The organism is Serratia sp. Nf2 (assembly GCF_003028435.1).
Lineage (GTDB): Bacteria > Pseudomonadota > Gammaproteobacteria > Enterobacterales > Enterobacteriaceae > Serratia > Serratia marcescens_L.
On record NZ_PYTW01000001.1, the window covers coordinates 18,762 to 37,000 of the forward strand.

The 18,239-nt window shown below is 61.1% G+C and carries 21 protein-coding genes; 10 read left to right on the forward strand and 11 right to left on the reverse strand.

The genetic code is table 11. From position 1 onward, the window contains the following. Positions 1–22 precede the first annotated feature (22 nt). Both C9411_RS00105 and C9411_RS00110 read left to right on the forward strand, forming a co-directional pair. A complete protein-coding gene (locus tag C9411_RS00105; RefSeq protein ID WP_063989826.1) occupies positions 23–493 on the forward strand; it encodes an Rrf2 family transcriptional regulator in 471 nt (156 codons plus the stop codon). Positions 494–686: 193 nt separating this feature from the next. Continuing rightward, positions 687–821, forward strand: a complete 135-nt coding sequence (locus C9411_RS00110; RefSeq protein WP_033643027.1) for an AcrZ family multidrug efflux pump-associated protein — start codon at positions 687–689, stop codon at positions 819–821. 83 nt (positions 822–904) lie between these two features. On the opposite strand, the gene C9411_RS00115 is transcribed toward C9411_RS00110, so the two are convergent. Then, the gene (locus C9411_RS00115) at positions 905–1,792 is read right to left on the reverse strand and encodes a LysR family transcriptional regulator (protein ID WP_063989827.1); all 888 of its coding nucleotides are present in this window, start codon (positions 1,790–1,792) and stop codon (positions 905–907) included. 121 nt (positions 1,793–1,913) lie between these two features. On the opposite strand from C9411_RS00115, the gene C9411_RS00120 reads away from it, so the two are divergent. Both C9411_RS00120 and C9411_RS00125 read left to right on the forward strand, forming a co-directional pair. Then, positions 1,914–3,080 (forward strand): serine hydrolase, encoded by a 1,167-nt coding sequence (locus tag C9411_RS00120; protein WP_107226162.1) that lies wholly within the window; start codon positions 1,914–1,916, stop codon positions 3,078–3,080. Beyond that, a complete protein-coding gene (locus C9411_RS00125; protein ID WP_063989829.1) occupies positions 3,071–4,288 on the forward strand; it encodes an MFS transporter in 1,218 nt (405 codons plus the stop codon). The genes C9411_RS00120 and C9411_RS00125 overlap by 10 nt, the downstream gene beginning before the upstream one ends. Here C9411_RS00125 and C9411_RS00130 read toward each other — a convergent pair. Next, positions 4,215–5,090, reverse strand: a complete 876-nt coding sequence (locus C9411_RS00130) for an alpha/beta hydrolase (protein ID WP_063989830.1) — start codon at positions 5,088–5,090, stop codon at positions 4,215–4,217. The genes C9411_RS00125 and C9411_RS00130 overlap by 74 nt on opposite strands. Positions 5,091–5,238: 148 nt before the next feature. Between C9411_RS00130 and C9411_RS00135 the strand changes: the two genes are divergently transcribed. From C9411_RS00135 to C9411_RS00145, 3 genes are all read left to right on the forward strand, one after another. Beyond that, positions 5,239–5,988 (forward strand): DeoR/GlpR family DNA-binding transcription regulator, encoded by a 750-nt coding sequence (locus C9411_RS00135; RefSeq protein ID WP_107226163.1) that lies wholly within the window; start codon positions 5,239–5,241, stop codon positions 5,986–5,988. 12 nt (positions 5,989–6,000) lie between these two features. Further along, positions 6,001–7,068: an oxidoreductase gene (locus tag C9411_RS00140; protein WP_063989832.1), complete on the forward strand. Its 1,068-nt coding sequence runs from the start codon at positions 6,001–6,003 to the stop codon at positions 7,066–7,068. Positions 7,069–7,181: 113 nt separating this feature from the next. After that, the gene (locus C9411_RS00145; protein WP_107226164.1) at positions 7,182–8,579 is read left to right on the forward strand and encodes an MFS transporter; all 1,398 of its coding nucleotides are present in this window, start codon (positions 7,182–7,184) and stop codon (positions 8,577–8,579) included. On the opposite strand, the gene C9411_RS00150 is transcribed toward C9411_RS00145, so the two are convergent. The 7 genes from C9411_RS00150 to C9411_RS00180 form a co-directional block, all read right to left on the reverse strand. Continuing rightward, entirely contained in the window at positions 8,564–9,103 is a 540-nt protein-coding gene (locus tag C9411_RS00150; protein WP_175089927.1) for a dihydrofolate reductase family protein, read from the reverse strand. The genes C9411_RS00145 and C9411_RS00150 overlap by 16 nt on opposite strands. Then, the gene (locus C9411_RS00155; RefSeq protein ID WP_107226166.1) at positions 9,103–9,504 is read right to left on the reverse strand and encodes a VOC family protein; all 402 of its coding nucleotides are present in this window, start codon (positions 9,502–9,504) and stop codon (positions 9,103–9,105) included. Before C9411_RS00155 ends, C9411_RS00150 begins: the two co-directional genes overlap by 1 nt. A gap of 141 nt (positions 9,505–9,645) precedes the next feature. After that, complete coding sequence (locus C9411_RS00160; protein WP_004928567.1) at positions 9,646–9,840, reverse strand: ribbon-helix-helix protein, CopG family; 195 nt, start codon at positions 9,838–9,840, stop codon at positions 9,646–9,648. An 80-nt stretch (positions 9,841–9,920) separates the two neighbouring features. Next, positions 9,921–10,709 carry a spermidine synthase gene (locus C9411_RS00165; protein ID WP_063989836.1) on the reverse strand — a complete coding sequence of 263 codons (789 nt, stop codon included), beginning with the start codon at positions 10,707–10,709 and terminating at the stop codon, positions 9,921–9,923. Between the two features lie 30 nt (positions 10,710–10,739). Further along, entirely contained in the window at positions 10,740–11,195 is a 456-nt protein-coding gene (gene fabZ, locus C9411_RS00170) for a 3-hydroxyacyl-ACP dehydratase FabZ (protein ID WP_049235064.1), read from the reverse strand. A 175-nt stretch (positions 11,196–11,370) separates the two neighbouring features. Next, complete coding sequence (locus C9411_RS00175; protein ID WP_033648490.1) at positions 11,371–11,865, reverse strand: TIGR00645 family protein; 495 nt, start codon at positions 11,863–11,865, stop codon at positions 11,371–11,373. A gap of 105 nt (positions 11,866–11,970) precedes the next feature. After that, positions 11,971–13,170, reverse strand: a complete 1,200-nt coding sequence (locus C9411_RS00180; protein WP_107226167.1) for an MFS transporter — start codon at positions 13,168–13,170, stop codon at positions 11,971–11,973. 97 nt (positions 13,171–13,267) lie between these two features. Here C9411_RS00180 and C9411_RS00185 point away from each other — a divergent pair, with 97 nt between their 5' ends. Beyond that, positions 13,268–14,209 carry a LysR family transcriptional regulator gene (locus tag C9411_RS00185; protein ID WP_063989839.1) on the forward strand — a complete coding sequence of 314 codons (942 nt, stop codon included), beginning with the start codon at positions 13,268–13,270 and terminating at the stop codon, positions 14,207–14,209. A 6-nt stretch (positions 14,210–14,215) separates the two neighbouring features. Here the strand turns inward: C9411_RS00185 and C9411_RS00190 are convergent, their stop codons facing one another. Together C9411_RS00190 and C9411_RS00195 are read right to left on the reverse strand one after the other, a co-directional pair. Beyond that, on the reverse strand, positions 14,216–14,509 hold the full coding sequence (locus tag C9411_RS00190) for a SelT/SelW/SelH family protein (protein ID WP_004928553.1): 294 nt from the start codon (positions 14,507–14,509) through the stop codon (positions 14,216–14,218). Between the two features lie 133 nt (positions 14,510–14,642). Next, on the reverse strand, positions 14,643–15,881 hold the full coding sequence (locus C9411_RS00195) for an FAD/NAD(P)-binding oxidoreductase (RefSeq protein ID WP_107226168.1): 1,239 nt from the start codon (positions 15,879–15,881) through the stop codon (positions 14,643–14,645). A 191-nt stretch (positions 15,882–16,072) separates the two neighbouring features. Here C9411_RS00195 and C9411_RS00200 point away from each other — a divergent pair, with 191 nt between their 5' ends. Together C9411_RS00200 and blh are read left to right on the forward strand one after the other, a co-directional pair. Next, on the forward strand, positions 16,073–16,858 hold the full coding sequence (locus tag C9411_RS00200; RefSeq protein WP_080473392.1) for a sulfite exporter TauE/SafE family protein: 786 nt from the start codon (positions 16,073–16,075) through the stop codon (positions 16,856–16,858). Between the two features lie 17 nt (positions 16,859–16,875). Continuing rightward, a complete protein-coding gene (blh, locus tag C9411_RS00205) occupies positions 16,876–18,165 on the forward strand; it encodes a bifunctional sulfur transferase/dioxygenase Blh (RefSeq protein ID WP_063989841.1) in 1,290 nt (429 codons plus the stop codon). Positions 18,166–18,239 lie beyond the last annotated feature (74 nt).

The window sequence follows — 18,239 nt, forward strand, 5'->3', positions numbered from 1 at the left end:
GAAACTCTGAGCAGGTGCCAAGGTGTCTACCTCTACGCGATTTGCCGTTGCCATCCACATTCTGACCAACATCACGCTGTGTCGCGGCCAGACGGTGCGTTCCGAAGATATCGCGCGCAGCGTCAACACCAACCCGACGGTGGTGCGCCGCATCCTCGGCGCACTGGCGGAGGCCGGGCTGACCTATTCACAGATGGGACAAGGTGGCGGGGCGCTGCTGGCGCGGCCGGCGGAAGCGATCTCGCTGCTGGACGTGTATCGCGCGGTAGAGGATCAACCGTATTTCATGCTGCACCGTGCCCGGCCTAACGATGCGTGCTATATCGGCCACGCCATTACCCCGGTGCTGGAGCAAGAGTTCGAGCGCGTTGGTCACGCGTTGGAAGCCAGCCTGGCGCAAACCAGCATCGCCGAAATGGCCGGGCAGGTCGAGCGGCGCGCAGGCTATCCTTTTGTCCCTTGTTCACCGCAATATCAAGCGGATACGCAATAAAAAAACACGCCAATCCCTGCCTCGCGCAGAGCATTTTTTGCATTGCGTTAATGTAATTGTGTAAGTTACATTAGCTCGCATCAAGTGTGATGTAGCTCACGTTTTAGACTGCCTCCCCACGATACTCAACCGATTGGCCGGAAACCTTTTCTTCCGGCACAGATTCGCTGTGCTTATAAACCAGGAGAGAACGATGTTAGAAATGATTGAAAGCTTGGCCACCGTAGTGGTCCTGGTGCCGGTAATGGTGGCCGTCTTGCTCGGCGCGATTTACGGCCTGGGTGAAGTGTTCAACGTCTTTTCCGCTATCGGCCGCAAAAACGGCTAATGGCACGCCAGGGGGCGGCTCTCGTCCTCCGGCTCCCCCCGCATTTTCCTGCCCCATCCTTGTTCCCTGGCGTAAATCCCCCTCTAATCCCGAAAAAGCCGGGCGCTCAGCGTATCGATGAACACCCTGAGTTTCGGCGTCAGATGCTTGCTGGAAGGCCACAGAACTTTAAAGCTGCCGCTGTGGTGACAATGCTCAGACAAGATCGCTTGCAATCGCCCCTGTTCCCGCGCGCGCTTCACGGCAAAATCCGGCAAACAGGCAATGCCTTGGCCGCTTTCCGCCAGGTAAATCAGGGTATCGACGGTGTTGCAGACCAGCCGGGCATTGATCCCCTCGGCGAGCAGCTTTTCCCATCCGGCGATCGGCCAGGGTTCCACTTTGCCGGTCGAGGGAAATTTGTACAGCAGGCAGGCATGGCCTTGCAGTTCCGCCGGTTGATGCGGGATCCCCATCTGGCGCAAATAATCCGGCGAGGCCACCAGTTGCAGATGAAACGTGCCCAGCTGGCGGCTCATCAGCCGTGAATCCTCGGTCTCGCCGACGCGAACCACGGCATCAAAGCCGTCTTCGATGACATCGACCCGACGGTCGGAAAAATCGGTTTCCAGCTCAATCTCCGGGTAACGCCGGACAAATTCCGCCAGCACCGGATTCAACAGGCCGCCCACCTGCGGCAAACTGACGCGCAGCTTGCCGCGCGGCGCGCTGTGCGTATCGCTGATTTCCCGTTCCGCTGCCGCTAATTCCCCGAGAATACGCTGGCAGCGGAGCAGAAACAGCCGGCCTTCGGCGGTCAACGTCATGCTGCGCGTGCTGCGGTGGAACAGGCGTGCACCCAGCCGATTTTCCAGGCGGGCGATGCTTTTCCCCACCGCGGAAGCGGAAATGCCGAGCACGCGGCCGGCCTCAACGAAACTCAGCGTCTCGGCGGCCTGCACAAAGACGCTCACCCCAGACAGATTATCCATTGCTTACCCCATTACGGACGTGAATGTCCGCTATGAAAGGAAATCTAGCCTGTTTTTCCGTTAATCGCCACGCTCTATGCTCGGTGGCGACAGCATGGGCTGACTACCTGGAGCAATAAAGATGAGTGAATACGGATCCTCCGCCAACGCGATCGACGGCGTGATAGAGAAAGCCTTGTGCGAAAAACGATTGGTTGGCGCGGTCGTTTTGGTGGCGCAGGGCGGTGAGATCGTTTATCGACGCGCGGCGGGCATGGCAGACCGCGAAGCGGGCAAACCGATGGCGTGCAATACGCTGTTTCGGCTGGCTTCGGTGTCCAAACCGATCGTGTCCACGGCGGCGCTGGCGATGATGGCGAGAGGAGACATGCAATTGGACGATCCCGTTACCCGCTGGCTGCCGGATTTTCGTCCGCGACTGGCGGATGGCACCCAACCGTTGATGACGCTCTGGCATTTGATGACCCACACCGCCGGGCTAAGCTACCGTTTTTTTCAGCCGGAAGGCGGATGCTACGCCCGATTGGGCGTCTCCGACGGGATGGATGAGGCGGCGCTCAGCCTGCCGGAAAATGTGCGGCGTATCGCTTCCGCGCCGTTGCTGGCACCGCCCGGCGCGGAGTGGCGTTATTCCATCGCCACCGATGTGTTGGGCGCGGTGATTGAACGGGCGAGCGGCCTGCCGCTGGCGCAGGCGGTCAAAAAATGGGTGACCGGGCCGCTGGCGATGACGGATACCGATTTCCTGGCGGTGGACGCCGCGCGCCTGGCGGCCGCTTACGCTGACCATCCCGGCGAGCCACGCCGCCTGCGCCAGCCGGATCGTTTACCGTTCATCGACGGCAGCGCCGGTTTTCATCTGTCGCCGGCGCGTGCGCTGGATCCGCAGGCGTACGCCTCCGGCGGCGCCGGCATGGTCGGTTCGGCCGAGGATTTCCTGCGCCTGCTGGAAACGTTGCGCCAGGGGGGCGGGCAGGTGCTGCCGGCTGATTGGGTGGCGGCGCTGACCACCAACCAAATCGGCGATCTGCCGATGCCGTTTTGGCCAGGGCGCGGCTTCGGCCTGGGTATCACCGTGCTGAAAGATCCCGTCGCTGCGCAAACGCCGGAGTCTGTGGGCAGTTGGCGAATGGGCGGCACCTATGGCCACTCGTGGTTCGTCGATCCTGCCCGGCAGCTCAGCGTGGTGGCGTTTACCAACACGGCGCTGGAAGGGATGTCCGGCACCTTTGTCGGCGAGATTTGTCAGGCGGTTTATGCCGCCACGGGAGTGCCGTCATGGGCCTGATGCCACCGATTTTCTTCATCGCGCTGGGGCTGTTCGGCGTTTACTGCATCGAGTTCGGCGTGGTGGGCATCTTACCGCAGATCATCGTGCGCTATGACATCTCCACGGCGCAGGCCGGCTGGCTGGTCGGGGTCTTCGCCCTGACCATTGCGCTGTTCGGGCCGCTGTTGGTGCTGCTGGCGTCGCGGTTCAATCGCAAACGCATGCTGTTGATCGCGTTGACCGTGTTTGCGGTAGCCAGCGCGCTGGCCGCGCAGGCCGACAGCTTCGCCATGCTCATGCTGCTGCGCATTTTGCCGGCGTTGTTTCATCCGATCTACTTTTCACTGGCGATGGTGGCGGCCGCGGCGCTTTATCCGCCGCATCAGGCCACCAAAGCAACCGCTTATGCGTTTGTCGGCACCAGCATGGGCATGGTGTTGGGGATACCGTTGACGCAATGGATCGCCGGGCAGTTCAGCTATGAGGCGTCGTTCCGGTTTTGCGCGCTGGTCAACCTTCTGGCGGCGCTGGGATTGCTGTGGCGCTTGCCTGACACGGCCGTGCAGCGTCTCAGCTACGGCAAACAGTTGGCAATCCTGCGCAGCGGCACGCTGTGGTTGAATATCACTACCTGCGTGCTGATCTTTGCCGCCATGTTTGCCGTCTATGCTTACGCGGCCGAGTACCTCAGCCGTGAAATCGGCCTCAGCGACGGCGTCATCGGCTTGCTTCTGGTGGCGTTCGGTGTGGGCGGCGTCGTGGGCAACCTGTTGGCCGGCAGATGGCTGAGCCGCCATCGTGCGGTGACGGTGCAGCTGCATCCGATAGCCTTGATGGCGGCCTATGCGCTGCTGTATCGCTACGGCAGCGCGAATATCGGCGCGATGACGGCGCTTTGTCTGTATTGGGGGGCGGCGCACACCAGCGGTTTGATCGTGACGCAGATTTGGCTGACCTCCGAAGCGCCGCAGGCGCCGGCGTTCGCCACCGGGCTGTATATCGCCTTTATCAACCTGGGCGTGGCGGTGGGGTCGTTGGTGGGCGGTTGGTTTATCGCCGCCTGGGGGCTACAGGGCAGCCTGCTGTGCGGTGCCATGTTTGCCGCACTGGCGGCGATCGCGATCGCCGCCAGGCTATGGCTGCAACGGCAGGCTACGCTTGCGTTGCGTCAATCATCGCCATCACCTGCCGAAACATCGCGCTTTCCGCATCGGCCAGTTCGTTGACCAACGTAAAGTGATTGCAGTGGCGATCGGCCAGCAGTTGGACGTCGAGGCCGCGCGCCAGGCAGGCGTCATAGTAGGCCTGCGTCTGGTTTTTAAACCCTTGGGTTTCCCGCTGGCCGACGTCGAGCAATATCTGCGGCGCATGGTCCTTCGCCGGCAGTAAAAACAGCGGGCTGAGGGTTTGCGCCTGCTCGGGCGTCAGGTGCAGCCAGTCGTTGATGTAGATATCGCACAGCGGGCGCAAATCGTAGAGGCCGCTCAGCGCCAGCGCGCCTTTGATCGCGTCGGGCGGCAGGCGATAGCGTGGCTGCCAGCCGTCGGCGATCAGCATGCCGCACAGGTGGCCGCCGGCCGAACTGCCGCTGACGAAAATGCGTGCCGGATCGATGCCGAAGGGTGCCCCGTGATGATAAAGCCAGGCGACGGCGCTGCGCACCTCGTGCACGATCTCCGCCAGCGTCGCTTCCGGCGCCAGCGTGTATTCCAGTGTGGCGACCGCCACGCCGCGACGGGCAAACGCGGCGGCCATCGAACAGGCTTCCTCTTTGCGCTGCGAATGCCAGTAGCCGCCATGAATAAAGATCAGCAGCGGGGCGGGCTGCGTGCAGGCCGGGAACAGATCGAGGCGCTCTGCGGCGCTCATGCCGTAGCGCAGGTCGTAAATGCCGGGTGTCTGCGCCCTGGCGCGCTGGGCCAGCGCGGCGTATTCCGCCATGCAGGCGTCAAAATCCTCCACCGAAGCGCGGGCGTTGTATTGCATGGCGCGTGCGCTCAGGTCTTCAAACGTCAGATCGATGCTCATCACTTCTCCGGATTGTTATGCGTTATGCCTTCATCATCGTCCCGCAGGGGAAAAGATGTTTGATCTCCGGTGCGCATCATTGCGGCTTCTCTGATGCTGTTTTCTGCTGTATATTGCTGTTTTATGCTTTTTACTGCGGAATAAACCCATGCACAAAGCGGCACGACAGCGCCATTTACTGGATTTGCTCAGCGAACGCGGGCAGGCGGCGGTGGCGGAATTGGCCGGCGCCATCGGCGTTTCGGTCGATACCGTGCGCCGCGATCTGGCCGATCTCGAGCGGCAAGGGTTGGCGCAGAAACATCACGGCGGGGCGATCGCGCTCGAACCGTCCGATATGCCGCGCCAGGCGCGCGCGGCGCTGTTGCCGCAGGTCAAGCAGCGGCTCGGCCGCGCGGTGGCCGCGCAGATCCCACCCGGCAGCACCCTGATGCTGGATGCGGGCAGTACGCTGCTGGCGGTGGCGCAGGCGCTGCGCGGGCCGGCGACGGTGATCACCGCTTCGCTGGATATCGCGCAGTGCTTGAGCGACAGGCCGGAGGTCAACCTGATTCTGCTTGGCGGCCAGTGGGATGCGCGCCAGCGGCTGTTCGCCGGCAGCGCCACCCTGGCGTTGTTGCAGCGCTACCGCGCGGATATCGCCTTGTTGGGCGCCTGTGCGGTGCATGCGCAGCTGGGGCTGAGCGCCGGCGAAGAGGCCGATGCAGAGGTCAAACGCGCCATGCTGGCCAACAGCGGCGAGCGCTGGCTGGTGGCCGACCATATGAAGCTGGATCGCTGCGAACCGCATCACGTTGCGGATCTGGCGCAGATCCAACGGCTGTTTACCGATCGCCCGTGGGACAACCTGGACGAACAGTCATTGATTGAACTTTGTGTCGTCGCCGACGACCGCTAGAGGAGAACACTGATGAACGATACCGCTCGACCGTTGCAGGTGGCGCTGATTGGCTACGGCTTTGTCGGCAAGGCGTTTCACGCGCCGCTGATTAACGCGGTGCCGGGGTTGGAACTGAGCGTGGTGGCTTCGCGCGATGCCGCCAAGGTGCATGCCGATCTGCCGCACGCGCAGGTGATCGCCGATCCGCTGGAGGCGATCCGCCGGCCGGAGGTGGATTTGGTGGTGATCGCGTCGCCGAACGACACCCATGCGCCGCTGGCGCTGGCCGCGTTGGAGGCGGGTAAGCACGTGGTGGTGGATAAGCCGTTTACGCTGGATTTGGCGCAGGCGCGCACGCTGATTGCGGCGGCGGAAAAACACGAACGCCTGCTGTCGGTGTTCCAGAACCGCCGTTGGGACAGCGACTACCTGGGCGTGAAGCAGGTGATCGAACAGGGGCTGATCGGCAAGGTGACGCACTTTGAGTCGCACATCGATCGCTACCGCCCTGAAGTGCGGGTGCGCTGGCGCGAACAGAACCTGCCGGGCAGCGGGCTGTGGTTCGATCTGGGGCCGCACATGGTCGATCAGGCGCTGCAGCTGTTCGGCTTGCCGCACAGCGTGCAGGCCAACATCGCCACGCTGCGCCCCAACGCGCAGATTAACGACTGGGCCCACGTGGTGCTCAACTACCCGACGCACCGCGTGATCCTGCACGGCAGCATGCTGGTGGCGGGCGGCGTGTCGCGCTTTACCGTGCACGGCGAGAAAGGCAGCGTGGTCAAAGCGCGCGCCGACGGGCAGGAGAGCCAACTGCTGGCCGGCGTGACGCCGGGTTCGGCGGAGTGGGGCAAAGACGACGACGCGATGAGCCTGTTTATCGGCACAGAGCCGGTACGCACGCTGCCGACGCCGGATGGCGATCAGCGTCAGTATTACGTCCAGGTGCGCGACGCGCTGCGCGGCGCCGGCAGCAATCCGGTTACCGCCCCGCAGGCGCTGGCAGTGATGGCGGTGCTGGAGGCGGCCACCCTGGCGGCGGAAACCGGCGTCACCCAAACTCTGCCGCTCACCGAGGCGGAGATCGCCGCCTGGTAACGGCTCGCGTCAGATAAGGCGTCAGACGCATGGATACAGTGCATGCCGTGCGTCTTCCGCCATCCCAACCCCTGGCATAGGCTAACCCTCAGTCTATGTCAGGAGTGTTTATCATGTTATCCCATCCTTCGCCGCAGGGCGTCCGCGGCATATTGGCCGCACTGTCTCTGAGCATGCTACTGTCATCGCTCGGTATCAGCATCGCCAACGTCGGGCTGCCGGCGCTCGCCACCGCGTTCCATGCTTCGTTCCAGGCGGCACAGTGGGTATTGCTCTGTTATTTGCTGGCCGTCACCACCTGCATCATCGGCATCGGCCGCTTGGGCGACAGCCTTAATCGCCGCCGGCTTCTGCTGGCGGGTATCGCGCTGTTTACCGCCGCTTCGCTGGCTTGTGCGCTGGCCCCGCAGCTTTGGCTGCTGCTGGCGGCGCGCCTGGCGCAGGGGCTGGGGGGCGCGGTCATGATGTCGATCGCCATGGCGCTGGCGGGCGAAGCGCTGGGCACGGAAAAAATCGGCCGTGCGATGGGGCTGCTCGGCACGATGTCGGCAGTGGGTACTGCGTTGGGGCCGTCGTTGGGCGGCGCGCTGATCGCCGGATTCGGCTGGCGGGCGATGTTTCTGATCAATCTGCCGCTGGGCCTGTTGGCGCTGTGGCTCGCCTGGCGATACTTGCCGGAGGGGGCTCGCCCGGCAGCGCGCCAGGAACCGTTCGATCGCGCCGGTACGCTGCTGCTGGGCGGCGCATTGCTCTGCTATTCGCTGGCGATGACCCTTGGGCGCGGCAATTTCGGCGCGCTCAACCTGGCGTTGATGCTGGGGGCCCTGTTGGCGGGGGCGCTGTTCATCGGCGTGGAACGCCGCGCCGCATCGCCGCTGTTGGCGCCGACGATGTTCCGCCATCCGGCCCTGACGGCGGGGCTGGCGGCCAGCGCGCTGGTGATGACGGTCATGACCGCCACGCTGGTGGTCGGCCCGTTCTACCTGTCACGCGCGCTGGGGCTTAGCGCCGCGCAGGTCGGGCTGGTGATGTCGGCGGGGCCGGCGGTGGCTATCCTGACCGGCATTCCGGCCGGTTATCTGGTGGATCGTTTTGGATCGCAGCGCATCGCCCAGTTTGGGCTGGCGGCGGTGGCCGCCGGGGCGGCGTTGTTGTCGTTGCTTAGCCGCTGGGGCGTGCTCGGCTATGTCGCCCCCATAGCGCTGCTGACCGCCGGCTATGCGCTGTTTCAGGTGGCCAACAACACCATGCTGATGAAGGATCTGTTTCCCGAGCGACGTGGGCTTATCGCCGGCATGGTGAACCTGGCGCGCAATCTCGGGGCGATCACCGGCGCTTCGGCGATGGGGGCGCTGTTTTATCTGGCTTCGCTGCGGGTGGCGGGCACCGCGGCGGCGGCCGCGGCTTACGGGATGCAGATGACCTACGGCGTGGCGGCGCTGTTGGCGCTGGCGGCGTTGCTCATCGCCCTCGGCGGCCGCCGGCTGATGCTGCGTTACGACGCGCGCTGAACCGCGTAGCGTTCTTGCACGAACCCGTTATCCGAGGGGGTGACGGCGAGCAGGCGCAGGCGCTGCTCCGGGCCAGCGGCGCCGAATAAGGGAATGCCGCCGCCCAGCAGCAGCGGTACGCGGGTAATCGTCAGCTCGTCGATCAACCCGACCTGCAGGAAGCGCTGGATGGTCTGGCCACCGTCGATATACAGGTGACGGCAGCCTTGATCGGCCAACTGCGTCACGATGGCCATCGGTTCGCCAGTCATCCAGCGAACGTGCCCGGTATCTTGTTGTGCGGGCGGCTGCGTCGACAGTACCACCACCGGCAGGTCGCCATAGGGCCACTCGGGAAAGGCGCGGACTTTTTCATAGGTATGGCGGCCCATCACCAGCGCGTCGATGTCGGCGATAAACGCCTCATAGCTCAGGCCGTTAAGTAACGAAACCGCGTACTCGGGGCGCAGCAACCAGTCGATGTCGCCGTCCGCACCGGCGATGAACCCGTCCACGCTGGTGGCGATATAAACCGAACATTTCATCAGGCGAGATCTCCACGGTATACCACATGGACCTTGTTGCCGTCGGGGTCGCGCAGGTAAGCGCCGAAATAACCCTTGCCGTAATGCGTGCGTTCGCCGGGCTCGCCTTCACTGCTGCCGCCCGCCAGCAGGCCGGCGGCGTAGGCGCGTTTGACCTCCAGCTCATCGGCGGCGAGGAAGGCCAGCATGCTGCCGTTGCCGGCGCTGGCGGGCTGCCTGTCGAAGGGTTGGTAGGCGTAGAAACGCGGCAGCGTTTGGCCCGGCCTCACCCAGCAGCGGGCAGCGGGGCCGCCGTCCGGCGTCACTTCTCGCCGCTGTAATCCCAGCGGCAACAGAATGGCGTCGTAGAAGGCGGCGGCGGCGTCCAGATCGCTGACGCCGACGGTAATATGGCTGAACATGGCGCTTCCTTTCCGAAGAGAGAGTATGAACGGAAACAGTAGCAGCGATATTGCAGAATGGACAGACCGCAACGGAGGATTCGGATTAGGGACGCGCGCAGGGGCAAAGCGCGCTTCACGGTAGGCGGGACAGGCCGCCGTTCAATTGCTTTCGACGCGCGGATTGGCGTGAGTCGGTTGGCTGGGATAGTCCACCTGATGCTTGTGCAGATAATCGCGGATCAGCTGGCGCACCACCTGGGAAGGGGTGACGTCCTGCTGCAGGCACAGTTCTTCCAGGGCTTTCTTCTTGTCCGGGTCAATCAGCACCGTTAGCCGCGCCGTTTTCTTTTCCATCAGGATCCTCCAGAGAATGATAACTGAATGATAATACCACGTGGGCGAAGCGGCCAGCCAGACCGCGTCGCCGCTCGTCTTTAGCGGAAATGCAGCCGCTCTATTTTACGCGACAGGTAGCCGAGTTCGCAGTTGAACAGCTCGCCGCTGCCGGCGGCCAGGTTGCGCAGCGCGCTCAGCGGCAACGTCACCTTGCCCGGCGTGGCGTAAATGATCACGTTGCCGCTGGGGGCGACGCAAAACAATACGGTGCCGAATATCCGGTGCAGGCTGTGGTACAGCAGGCTGCTTTCGTCGGGCAGATCGTGATAATTCAGCACCAGCCAACCGCCGTCATTCAGCCGCGCGGCGCAGTTTTCCAGGAATGTCTGGGTGCCTTGCTGCGGATCCATGGCGAACGCCGAATAGAGATCGGAGAAGATCAGATCGTAACGCGTCTCGGCGGGCGGGCGCACAAAGTCCATGGCGTCGGCGGTGCGCAGGCTGATGGTGTCGGTGGCCGGCAGTGTAAAATAGCGGCGCGCGACGGCGATCACCGCAGCGCGCAGCTCGACAACGTCGAGGCGCATCGCCGGATCGAGTGCGTGCAGCGCACGCAGCAAGCTGCCGCCGCCCAACCCCAAAATCAACGCCGAGGCCGGCGGCTGCCAGGCCACCGCCATCAGCATCGCTTTGATGTAGTTGTGGATCGGCTGCGCGGGGTTGCTGAGGCTCATCTTGCTCTGTTCGCAGATGCCGTCAAACCGTAGCGTGCGATAGTCCTTGTGGTCGGAAACGATGATTTCGCCCCAGGCGTCGGTTTCGCGAGCGATCACCTGGCCGCGCGGAGAGAAATCGAGGGTTTTGAGTAAACTGTCAACCAGAGACATGGTATTCGCAGGGCTCCTTCGGCAAGCGGCCTATTTACGGGCGCACATGAAATCGGCGGTGCAAATGCGCCGGCCGTCGATGCTGGCGCGGCCGGTAAAGCGGGCGATCGCCCCACGGCGGCGCACAAAGGCGACCTCCATCAGCACCTGGTCGCCGGGGCGGGCGGCGCGATAAAACCGCGCGCGCTGAATGGACGCGAAATAGTAATGCTCCCCCTCGTTCAGCGCCCCGAGATAGTAATGGGCCAACAGACCGGTGCTTTGCGCCAGCGCTTCCACCAACAGCACGCCGGGAAAACCGGCGAAGTGCGCGTGGCCGTTCCAGAACGTCGGCTCATTGGCGGTGATGTTCTTGATGGCGCTCAGCCTCCCTTCGGCAATGCAGGTGCCGGCGGGCAGCACGCGATCGACCAACAGGCAGGGATAACGATGAGGCAAAATCGCCTGAATATCGTTGAATTGCAGGGGGTGACCAGTCAATGGCATGGGAGAGCGTGATCCTGTCTGCGGCGAAACCGGTGCGAGGGCCGGCGTTCAGTCCATGATGAGTGTAATAACATTATAATAAAATTATCATCAGATGTGCCAGATGAAAAACGACGGCGAAGAAGGGGGCGTGAGGGAGGCACCCGATCATGACGACCGGGTGTGGCAGTGCGTTTTAGTGCTTGGAGCGGGTCACTTTATCCAGATAGCCCATCACGAAAGCGGACAGCACGAAGGTGAGATGGATGATCACATACCACATCAGCTTGTTGTCCGGCACGTTCTTGGCGTCCATAAACACCCGCAGCAGGTGAATGGAAGAGATGGCGACGATGGAGGCGGCGACTTTGTTTTTCAGCGAGGTGGCGTCCATTTTACCCAGCCAGCTCAGTTTTTCTTTCCCTTCGGTGATATCCAGCTGCGAGACGAAGTTTTCATACCCGGAGAACATCACCATGACCAACAGCCCGCCCACCAGCGCCATGTCGACCAGCGACAGCAGGGTCAGGATCAGATCGGCTTCGGCGATAGAAAAAATGTTGGGCAGGACGTGCAGGATCTCCTGAAAAAACTTGATCGACAGGGCGACCAGGGCCAGTGAAAGGCCGACATAAACCGGTGCGAGCAGCCAACGGGAGGCGTACATCGTGTTTTCGAGCAAGCGTTCAATCATAAAATTTTATTAATTACGTGGCTAAAAGAGCGCTCAGTATAACGCAGGAGACCCGGGCGAAATCAACCGGTTGCGTTATCCGAGCGCCTATCACGGCGCGGATCAGGCTGTTGCACGCAAAGAGTGGCGCGTCATGCGGATCAGCCAAGCAACGCCCGCCGCGGCCGTCGTCAGCGCCACTACGCCCGGCCATCCCAGGTGTTCCAGTACGCGGCTGCCCAGTAAGGCGCCGGTGGCCATGCCGATGAACACCAACGTGAACAAAACGGCGTTAAGGCGGCTGCGGGCAGCCGGATCGAGGCCGTAAATAATGGTCTGGTGCGCGATCAGCGTGGCCTGAATGCCGAGATCAAACCCGATGGCGCTCAGCGCGATCAGTCCCAATTGTGCCGATTGCGGTAGCAGTGGCAATAAAAACATCAGGGCGAAAGAAACCGTTACCAGCGCAGCGCCGATTTTAGTGACGGCGTCAGGGCCATGTCGGTCAGCCAAACTACCCGCCAACGGTGCAGCCAGTGCACCCGCTGCGCCGGCCAGGCCGAACGCGCCGGCGACTGCGCTGCCCAGCTGATAGCGATCGGCCAGCATCACCGCGAGCGTGGACCAGAAGGCGCTGAAGGCGACGGACAAAAAAGCCTGGGACAACGCTGCGCGCCGCAATTCAGGGTAGGCGGCCCAAAGCCGGCTCATCGAACGCAGCAAGGCGGGGTAGCTCAGCGTGCTGTGTGGCTGAAAGCGCGGCAAAGCTCGCCATATCACCAGCGTGATCGGTAAAACAGCCAGCGCGGCTAGCGCATAAACGCTGCGCCAGCCGAAATAATCGGCGACCAGCCCGCTGAACACACGCGACAGCAAAATACCGGCCAGCAACCCGGTCATCACAGTGCCGACAATTTTACCGCGTCGGGCGTCCGGAGCCAGAGCGGCAGCGGCGGGGATGATGTCCTGCGCGACGGTGGCAGCCAGACCGAGCGTCAGGCTGCTGAGCAACAGCAGCGAAAAAGAGGAAACCAGGCTGCACAACAGCAGCATCATGGCCAGCAGCACGCCCTTCACCAGAATGATCCCGCGGCGATCGTGGCGATCGCCGAGCGGCGCCAGCAACAAAATACCCAAGGCATACCCCAATTGGGTCAGGGTCGGCACGAATCCGGTATCCCCAACGCCGACATGGAAGTCGGCGCCCATGACGCTCAACATCGGCTGACTGTAGTAAATAGAGGCGACGCTAAGACCGGCACCGGTGGCCAACAGGAAAACGGTTTTGGCAGAAAGCGCACCGCCGGTGGGTGAAAGGCTCATTCGATAATTCCTGGCAAGGTGGATGTGCGGCTATTTTTGTCGTGAATGTTATCGGTGGGTAGACCCGATGCGGGCAAAACTGTTATACGTAATGCGTATGAATAAAATTAATTTGTCCAACGGCGACCGTATAAACCTGCTGCAAACCCTGGTGCGTATTGTCGAGAGCGGGAGCCTGTCGGCGGCGGCGCAGCAGCTGGGCACCTCGCAGCCGACCATCAGCCGACGTCTGCGGGCGTTGGAACAGCTGTTGGGCGCCAGGTTGATCCAACGGACGACGCATGCGCTCCATCTTACCGATGATGGCGAACGCTGCTATCAGCAAGCGCGTGGCCTGCTCGCGCAATGGCAAAGTCTGGAAGATACGCTGCGCGGCGCGCGCGACGAACCGGTCGGCGCACTGCGCGTGCGCGCTCCGCACGCCTTTGGGCAGGATCAGCTGATCGGGCCGCTCGGGGAGTATCTGCGCCGCTATCCCCAAACCAGCGTGGAGTGGACACTCAACGATCACTCTCCCGACTTCATTTCCGAAGGCGTTGACTGCGCCATTCATGTGGGCGCGGTGACCGATCCTTCGGTAGTGGCGGTACTGTTGGCGGAAGTGCCGCGTAGCACGGTGGCGTCACCCGCACTGTTGGCTGGACGACCGGCGATCGCCAATCTCGATGATTTGGCATCATTGCCGTGGCTGGCGGTAAACAGTTTTTATCGCAATGAGGTCGTCCTGACCCACGCGACCAGCGGCGAACAGCGGCGTTTCGATATCGCGCCCAGGTTGAGCACCGACAGCCTTTATGCGGCGCGCAAAGCGGCGTTGGAAGGGCTGGGCGTAGCGATCGTGTCGTCTTGGGTGGTGAAAGAAGAATTGACGCGAGGATCCTTGCAGACGCTGTTACCCCTGTGGCGAGCCGAGCCACTGCCTATCTACCTGCTGTATCCCTACGCCAGCTATTATCCCGCGCGTTTACGTAAATTCATGGAAATGATGAAAGAAACGATGCCGCGCATTATCGGCGCGCAGCCGCCGACGGGGCGCTGACGGCCTTCAGTGCCTGGCTTTTTTACCGTCGCTGTGGCCGAGAGAACGATCGGGGAAGCTGTGATCGCGCAGCCGCTGCTTTAGCTGCGCCGCATCGGGGAAGCCGCCGTCAATCTTGCGATCCCAAATCATCACGCCATCGACGCTGATTTGATAGACCCCGCCGGTGCCCGGCATCAGGGTGACGGAGGCGAGATCGTCGCCGAAGGTGTTCAGCAGCTCTTGCGCCATCCAGCCGGCGCGCAGCAGCCAGTTGCATTGTGAACAGTAGTGGATCGTCACTGCGGGGGCATTTTTCATCGATGATCGACCGGTAGTAACGGCTTGCACTCAGCCTGAGGGACCTGCAAGCGATGGTGGCTTTGTCTCGCCAAATAGTCAAGCGTCTGCTGCGGCCAGAGCGGCCAGAGCGGCCAGGGGGGCCGAGTGTGCGTCACGGCCGCTTGCTGCCGGCAAACCATTCAACCCCACGCAGCATGCCCGCCCAATAAAACCGGGGTAAAAACCAGGCTTTCAACCACCAGGCCAGGCGGCTGGGCTGGGTTGCGTCGAGCAGGGGAAACGTGGGCAGCAATTTACCGTCATAGCCAAACTCCGCCAGCACAACTTTGCCTTTCTCGACCGTCAACGGACAGGAACCGTAACCATCATAATGGGCAGTGAGAGGCGCGCCATGAATCAGCGCCGCGACGTTTTCCGCCACCACCACCACCTGCTTTCGGGCTGCCGCCAGGGTTTTGGCGTTTGGCGTTGAGCAACAGTCGCCTACCGCAAAAATATCCGGCCAATGCCTATGCTGCAGCGTCAATTTATCCACATCGCACCAGCCTGATCCCTCAGCGAGCCCGCTCTGAGAAATAAACGCCGGGGCCGATTGAGGCGGCACCACGTGGAGCATATCGAAGGGCAGGGTTAACTCGCGTTTTCCCTCTTCATTTGTCTCTACGGCAAATGTCGCTCGCCGATTTTTGCCATCAACACGGATTAAATGATGATGGAAATTGACCTGCGCACGGTATTTTTCCAAATACTCGCTCAACGGGGGGACAAATTGCGGAATGCCGAAAACCGCCGCGCCCGCAAGGCAAAAATTGACGTTAATATTATTCAGGATGCCTTGACGGCGCCAGTGGTCGCATGAAAGATACAAGGCTTTTTGCGGTGCGCCGGCACACTTTATAGGTAACATTGGTTGGGAAAATATCGCCTGGCCGCCTTTCATTTCCCGGATCAGTTTCCAGGTATATTCGGCAAGATCAAAGCGATAATTAGACGTGACGCCGTTTAATCCCAGGGTGTCTTCAAGGCCCTCTATTTTATCCCAGCGTAAAACGAGGCCGCACGCAACAATAAGAAAATCATAGTTTATTTTCTGACCTTGGCGGGTCTCGATGTATTTCTGACGGGGCTCAATCCTGACAACGCTATCCTGTACCCATGCGGTTCCTGAGGGCAGGACAGCGCGCATGGAGCGCCGTGTTTTATTGATATCAAAGAGCCCGCCGCCCACCAGAGTCCATGCCGGTTGATAATAATGACAGTCATTAGGTTCCACGACCGTTATATCAATGTCTTTAACTCGCTTCCTTATGCTTGCCGCGATACCTATTCCGGATGAGCCGCCGCCAATAACAACGACGCTTTTCTGGGTGTTTATTTTTTCTGGTTTCATGCAGGCCTCCTTTCATAAGAAAGTAGGGGGTTACCGTCCAGATTAAAAGCGAATTCATAGAACTTGTGGTTATATAAAAAATCATATATTCCATTTTGCTATATGTAATAACAAATCGAAATAAGTTATTTGACATTGTCGGTTAACTGATCGTTAATAATTGGCATGAGCATCATTAAGGGATTAAGGCAGTGGATTTTTTCCATTTCAGTTTTTATATCGTGATGCTGTTAGTGGTCACCGGAGGAATTGTGGGGTTCCTCTTGGCCCTGACCGGCAGCGGCGGGTCAATCGTCTGCGTGCCATTATTGCTGTATATGGTGAAAGTGCCGGATACGCATTTGATTATAGGAACCAGCGCCATGTCGGTGGCCATTAACGCGCTGATCAACCTGGCCGCGCACGCTGCCAAAGGCAACGTCAGGTGGCAGACCGGGCTTGTCGTTTCGCTGGTCGCTGTCATGGGCGCCCTGGCGGGATCTCAGATGGGAAAAATCACGGACGGACACTACTTAACCCTGCCTTTCTCCCTGTTGATGCTGGTTGTCGCCGGATTGACGCTAAAAAGAAATCACCTTGCCGACACCCCCTTGTCGTCCTCCCATTCTGCCGTTCATCCCGCCATCGTATGGCCTGGCGTCCTCGCTCTGGGGGGGCTGGCGGGTTTTCTTGGCATTGGCGGCGGATTTTTGGTTGTGCCGGCGCTGGTCTGGTTTTTCCGCTTCTCGATGGTTGAGGCGGTGGCAACTTCACTGGTGGTCGTGGCGGCCATGGGGCTATCGACCAGCGCCAGCTACGCCATGTCCGGAAAGGTGTCGATCGCCATTACGTGCTGGCTCATCGTCGGCGGCGTTCTGGGGGGCGTGGTAGGGGTGGCGCTCGCCGAGCGCCTGAAAAAACGCGAGGACATTATCAATGTGCTCTATGCCGTCATGCTCCTGGCGCTGGCCCTGTATATGTTATTTAAAAGCCTATGAAACGGAAGGAAAAAAACATGCGCATCCGCACTTACCACCCTCAGCTCTCCTTTTCAGGCGCACCTGAAGCGAGTGATTTCAAGGCGCTGTCTCAACAGGGCTACCGTCTTATCGTCAACAATCGGCCGGACGAAGAGCCGGGGGAGTATCTTGACCATCAGCAAGAGAAAGCGTTGGCTGAACAAGGGGGAATGCGTTACGTCTATCTCCCTTACACGTTCGATACGCTGACCTGGGAGACCGTTTACACCTTCCAGTTTCTGCTGCGGCAAGGCCGGAAGACCCTGGCGCACTGCAGGAGCGGGGCTCGCTCTGCCTGCCTTTCCCTGCTGTATGCGCTGCGCGAAGGTCAGATAGATGAAGCGCAGTTTCGCCGCCAATGCGACAACTACGGCGCGGACGCCGATAAGGCGCTCAGCTGGTATGGCAAGCATCGGTCCGTGCGGGCCACTGCGGAAGTTCACGCGTTTTATGAGCCGGAAAGCGGCAGCCTGCAGTATGTTGTCGCCGATCCCGAGGCGCGCCGCTGTGCGATTATTGACCCGGTGCTGGATTTTGACCGCCGATCGGGCACGGTCTCGCATCAACAGGCCAAGAATATCCTGAATTTTATCCATCAACGGGGGTGGGGAGTGGCCTGGGTGCTGGATACGCACCCGCACGCCGATCATTTTTCGGCCGCCACCTGGCTGGCGCAGAAAACCGGCGCCTTCACCGGCATCGGTGAAAAAATTACCGCCGTTCAGGGGCTGTGGGAAGAGATCTATAATTTAAAAGGCCTGCCTGCGGCCAATACCGTCTGGGATGTGCTGTTCGCGGATGGGGACGTCTTTTTTATCGGCAACCTGCGCGCTGAAGTCCTGCTGTCTCCCGGGCATACGCTGGCGTCCGTCACATATTACATTGCGGATGCGGCGTTTATCCACGATACGTTCTTCATGCCGGACAGCGGTACCGCAAGGGCCGATTTTCCTGGTGGCAATGCGGAAGCCTTGTGGGAGTCATTGCAGCGCATCTTGAGCCTGCCGGCGGATACCCGCCTGTTTACCGGCCATGATTACCGCCCGGCGGGGCGTGAGGCCCGCTGGGAAAGCACCGTGAGAGAGCAGCGCGAGAACAATCCCTGGGTGGTCAACATGGATAAATCCCGGTTCGTTGCGCAAAGAAAACAGCGGGACGCCACGCTGCCGCACCCGGAACTCATGCTGATGGCGCTGCAGGTCAATATTCGCGGCGGCGTTCTGCCTGACTGCGAAGACGATGGGCAACACTATCTGAAAATCCCCGTGAATCGATTTAAGGGGTGAATCAAGCCAGAGAGGCGCGATCGTTCCCCGCCGCTGGGGCGGCGGTCAATCCGAATGAGATCGCGCCGTCTGTT

Excerpts from the sequence above, each read along its gene's own strand:
- C9411_RS00135 (WP_107226163.1), top strand. The coding sequence starts at position 5,239 with ATGCACAAAGCGGCACGACAGCGCCATTTACTGGATTTGCTCAGCGAA.
- C9411_RS00150 (WP_175089927.1), bottom strand. The coding sequence starts at position 9,103 with ATGAAATGTTCGGTTTATATCGCCACCAGCGTGGACGGGTTCATCGCC.
- C9411_RS00195 (WP_107226168.1), bottom strand. The coding sequence starts at position 15,881 with ATGAAACCAGAAAAAATAAACACCCAGAAAAGCGTCGTTGTTATTGGC.
- C9411_RS00165 (WP_063989836.1), bottom strand. The coding sequence starts at position 10,709 with ATGTCTCTGGTTGACAGTTTACTCAAAACCCTCGATTTCTCTCCGCGC.
- fabZ (WP_049235064.1), bottom strand. The coding sequence starts at position 11,195 with ATGCCATTGACTGGTCACCCCCTGCAATTCAACGATATTCAGGCGATT.
- blh (WP_063989841.1), top strand. The coding sequence starts at position 16,876 with ATGCGCATCCGCACTTACCACCCTCAGCTCTCCTTTTCAGGCGCACCT.
- C9411_RS00115 (WP_063989827.1), bottom strand. The coding sequence starts at position 1,792 with ATGGATAATCTGTCTGGGGTGAGCGTCTTTGTGCAGGCCGCCGAGACG.
- C9411_RS00160 (WP_004928567.1), bottom strand. The coding sequence starts at position 9,840 with ATGGAAAAGAAAACGGCGCGGCTAACGGTGCTGATTGACCCGGACAAG.
- C9411_RS00185 (WP_063989839.1), top strand. The coding sequence starts at position 13,268 with ATGAATAAAATTAATTTGTCCAACGGCGACCGTATAAACCTGCTGCAA.
- C9411_RS00140 (WP_063989832.1), top strand. The coding sequence starts at position 6,001 with ATGAACGATACCGCTCGACCGTTGCAGGTGGCGCTGATTGGCTACGGC.
- C9411_RS00130 (WP_063989830.1), bottom strand. The coding sequence starts at position 5,090 with ATGAGCATCGATCTGACGTTTGAAGACCTGAGCGCACGCGCCATGCAA.
- C9411_RS00190 (WP_004928553.1), bottom strand. The coding sequence starts at position 14,509 with ATGAAAAATGCCCCCGCAGTGACGATCCACTACTGTTCACAATGCAAC.
- C9411_RS00125 (WP_063989829.1), top strand. The coding sequence starts at position 3,071 with ATGGGCCTGATGCCACCGATTTTCTTCATCGCGCTGGGGCTGTTCGGC.
- C9411_RS00180 (WP_107226167.1), bottom strand. The coding sequence starts at position 13,170 with ATGAGCCTTTCACCCACCGGCGGTGCGCTTTCTGCCAAAACCGTTTTC.
- C9411_RS00110 (WP_033643027.1), top strand. The coding sequence starts at position 687 with ATGTTAGAAATGATTGAAAGCTTGGCCACCGTAGTGGTCCTGGTGCCG.
- C9411_RS00145 (WP_107226164.1), top strand. The coding sequence starts at position 7,182 with ATGTTATCCCATCCTTCGCCGCAGGGCGTCCGCGGCATATTGGCCGCA.
- C9411_RS00155 (WP_107226166.1), bottom strand. The coding sequence starts at position 9,504 with ATGTTCAGCCATATTACCGTCGGCGTCAGCGATCTGGACGCCGCCGCC.
- C9411_RS00120 (WP_107226162.1), top strand. The coding sequence starts at position 1,914 with ATGAGTGAATACGGATCCTCCGCCAACGCGATCGACGGCGTGATAGAG.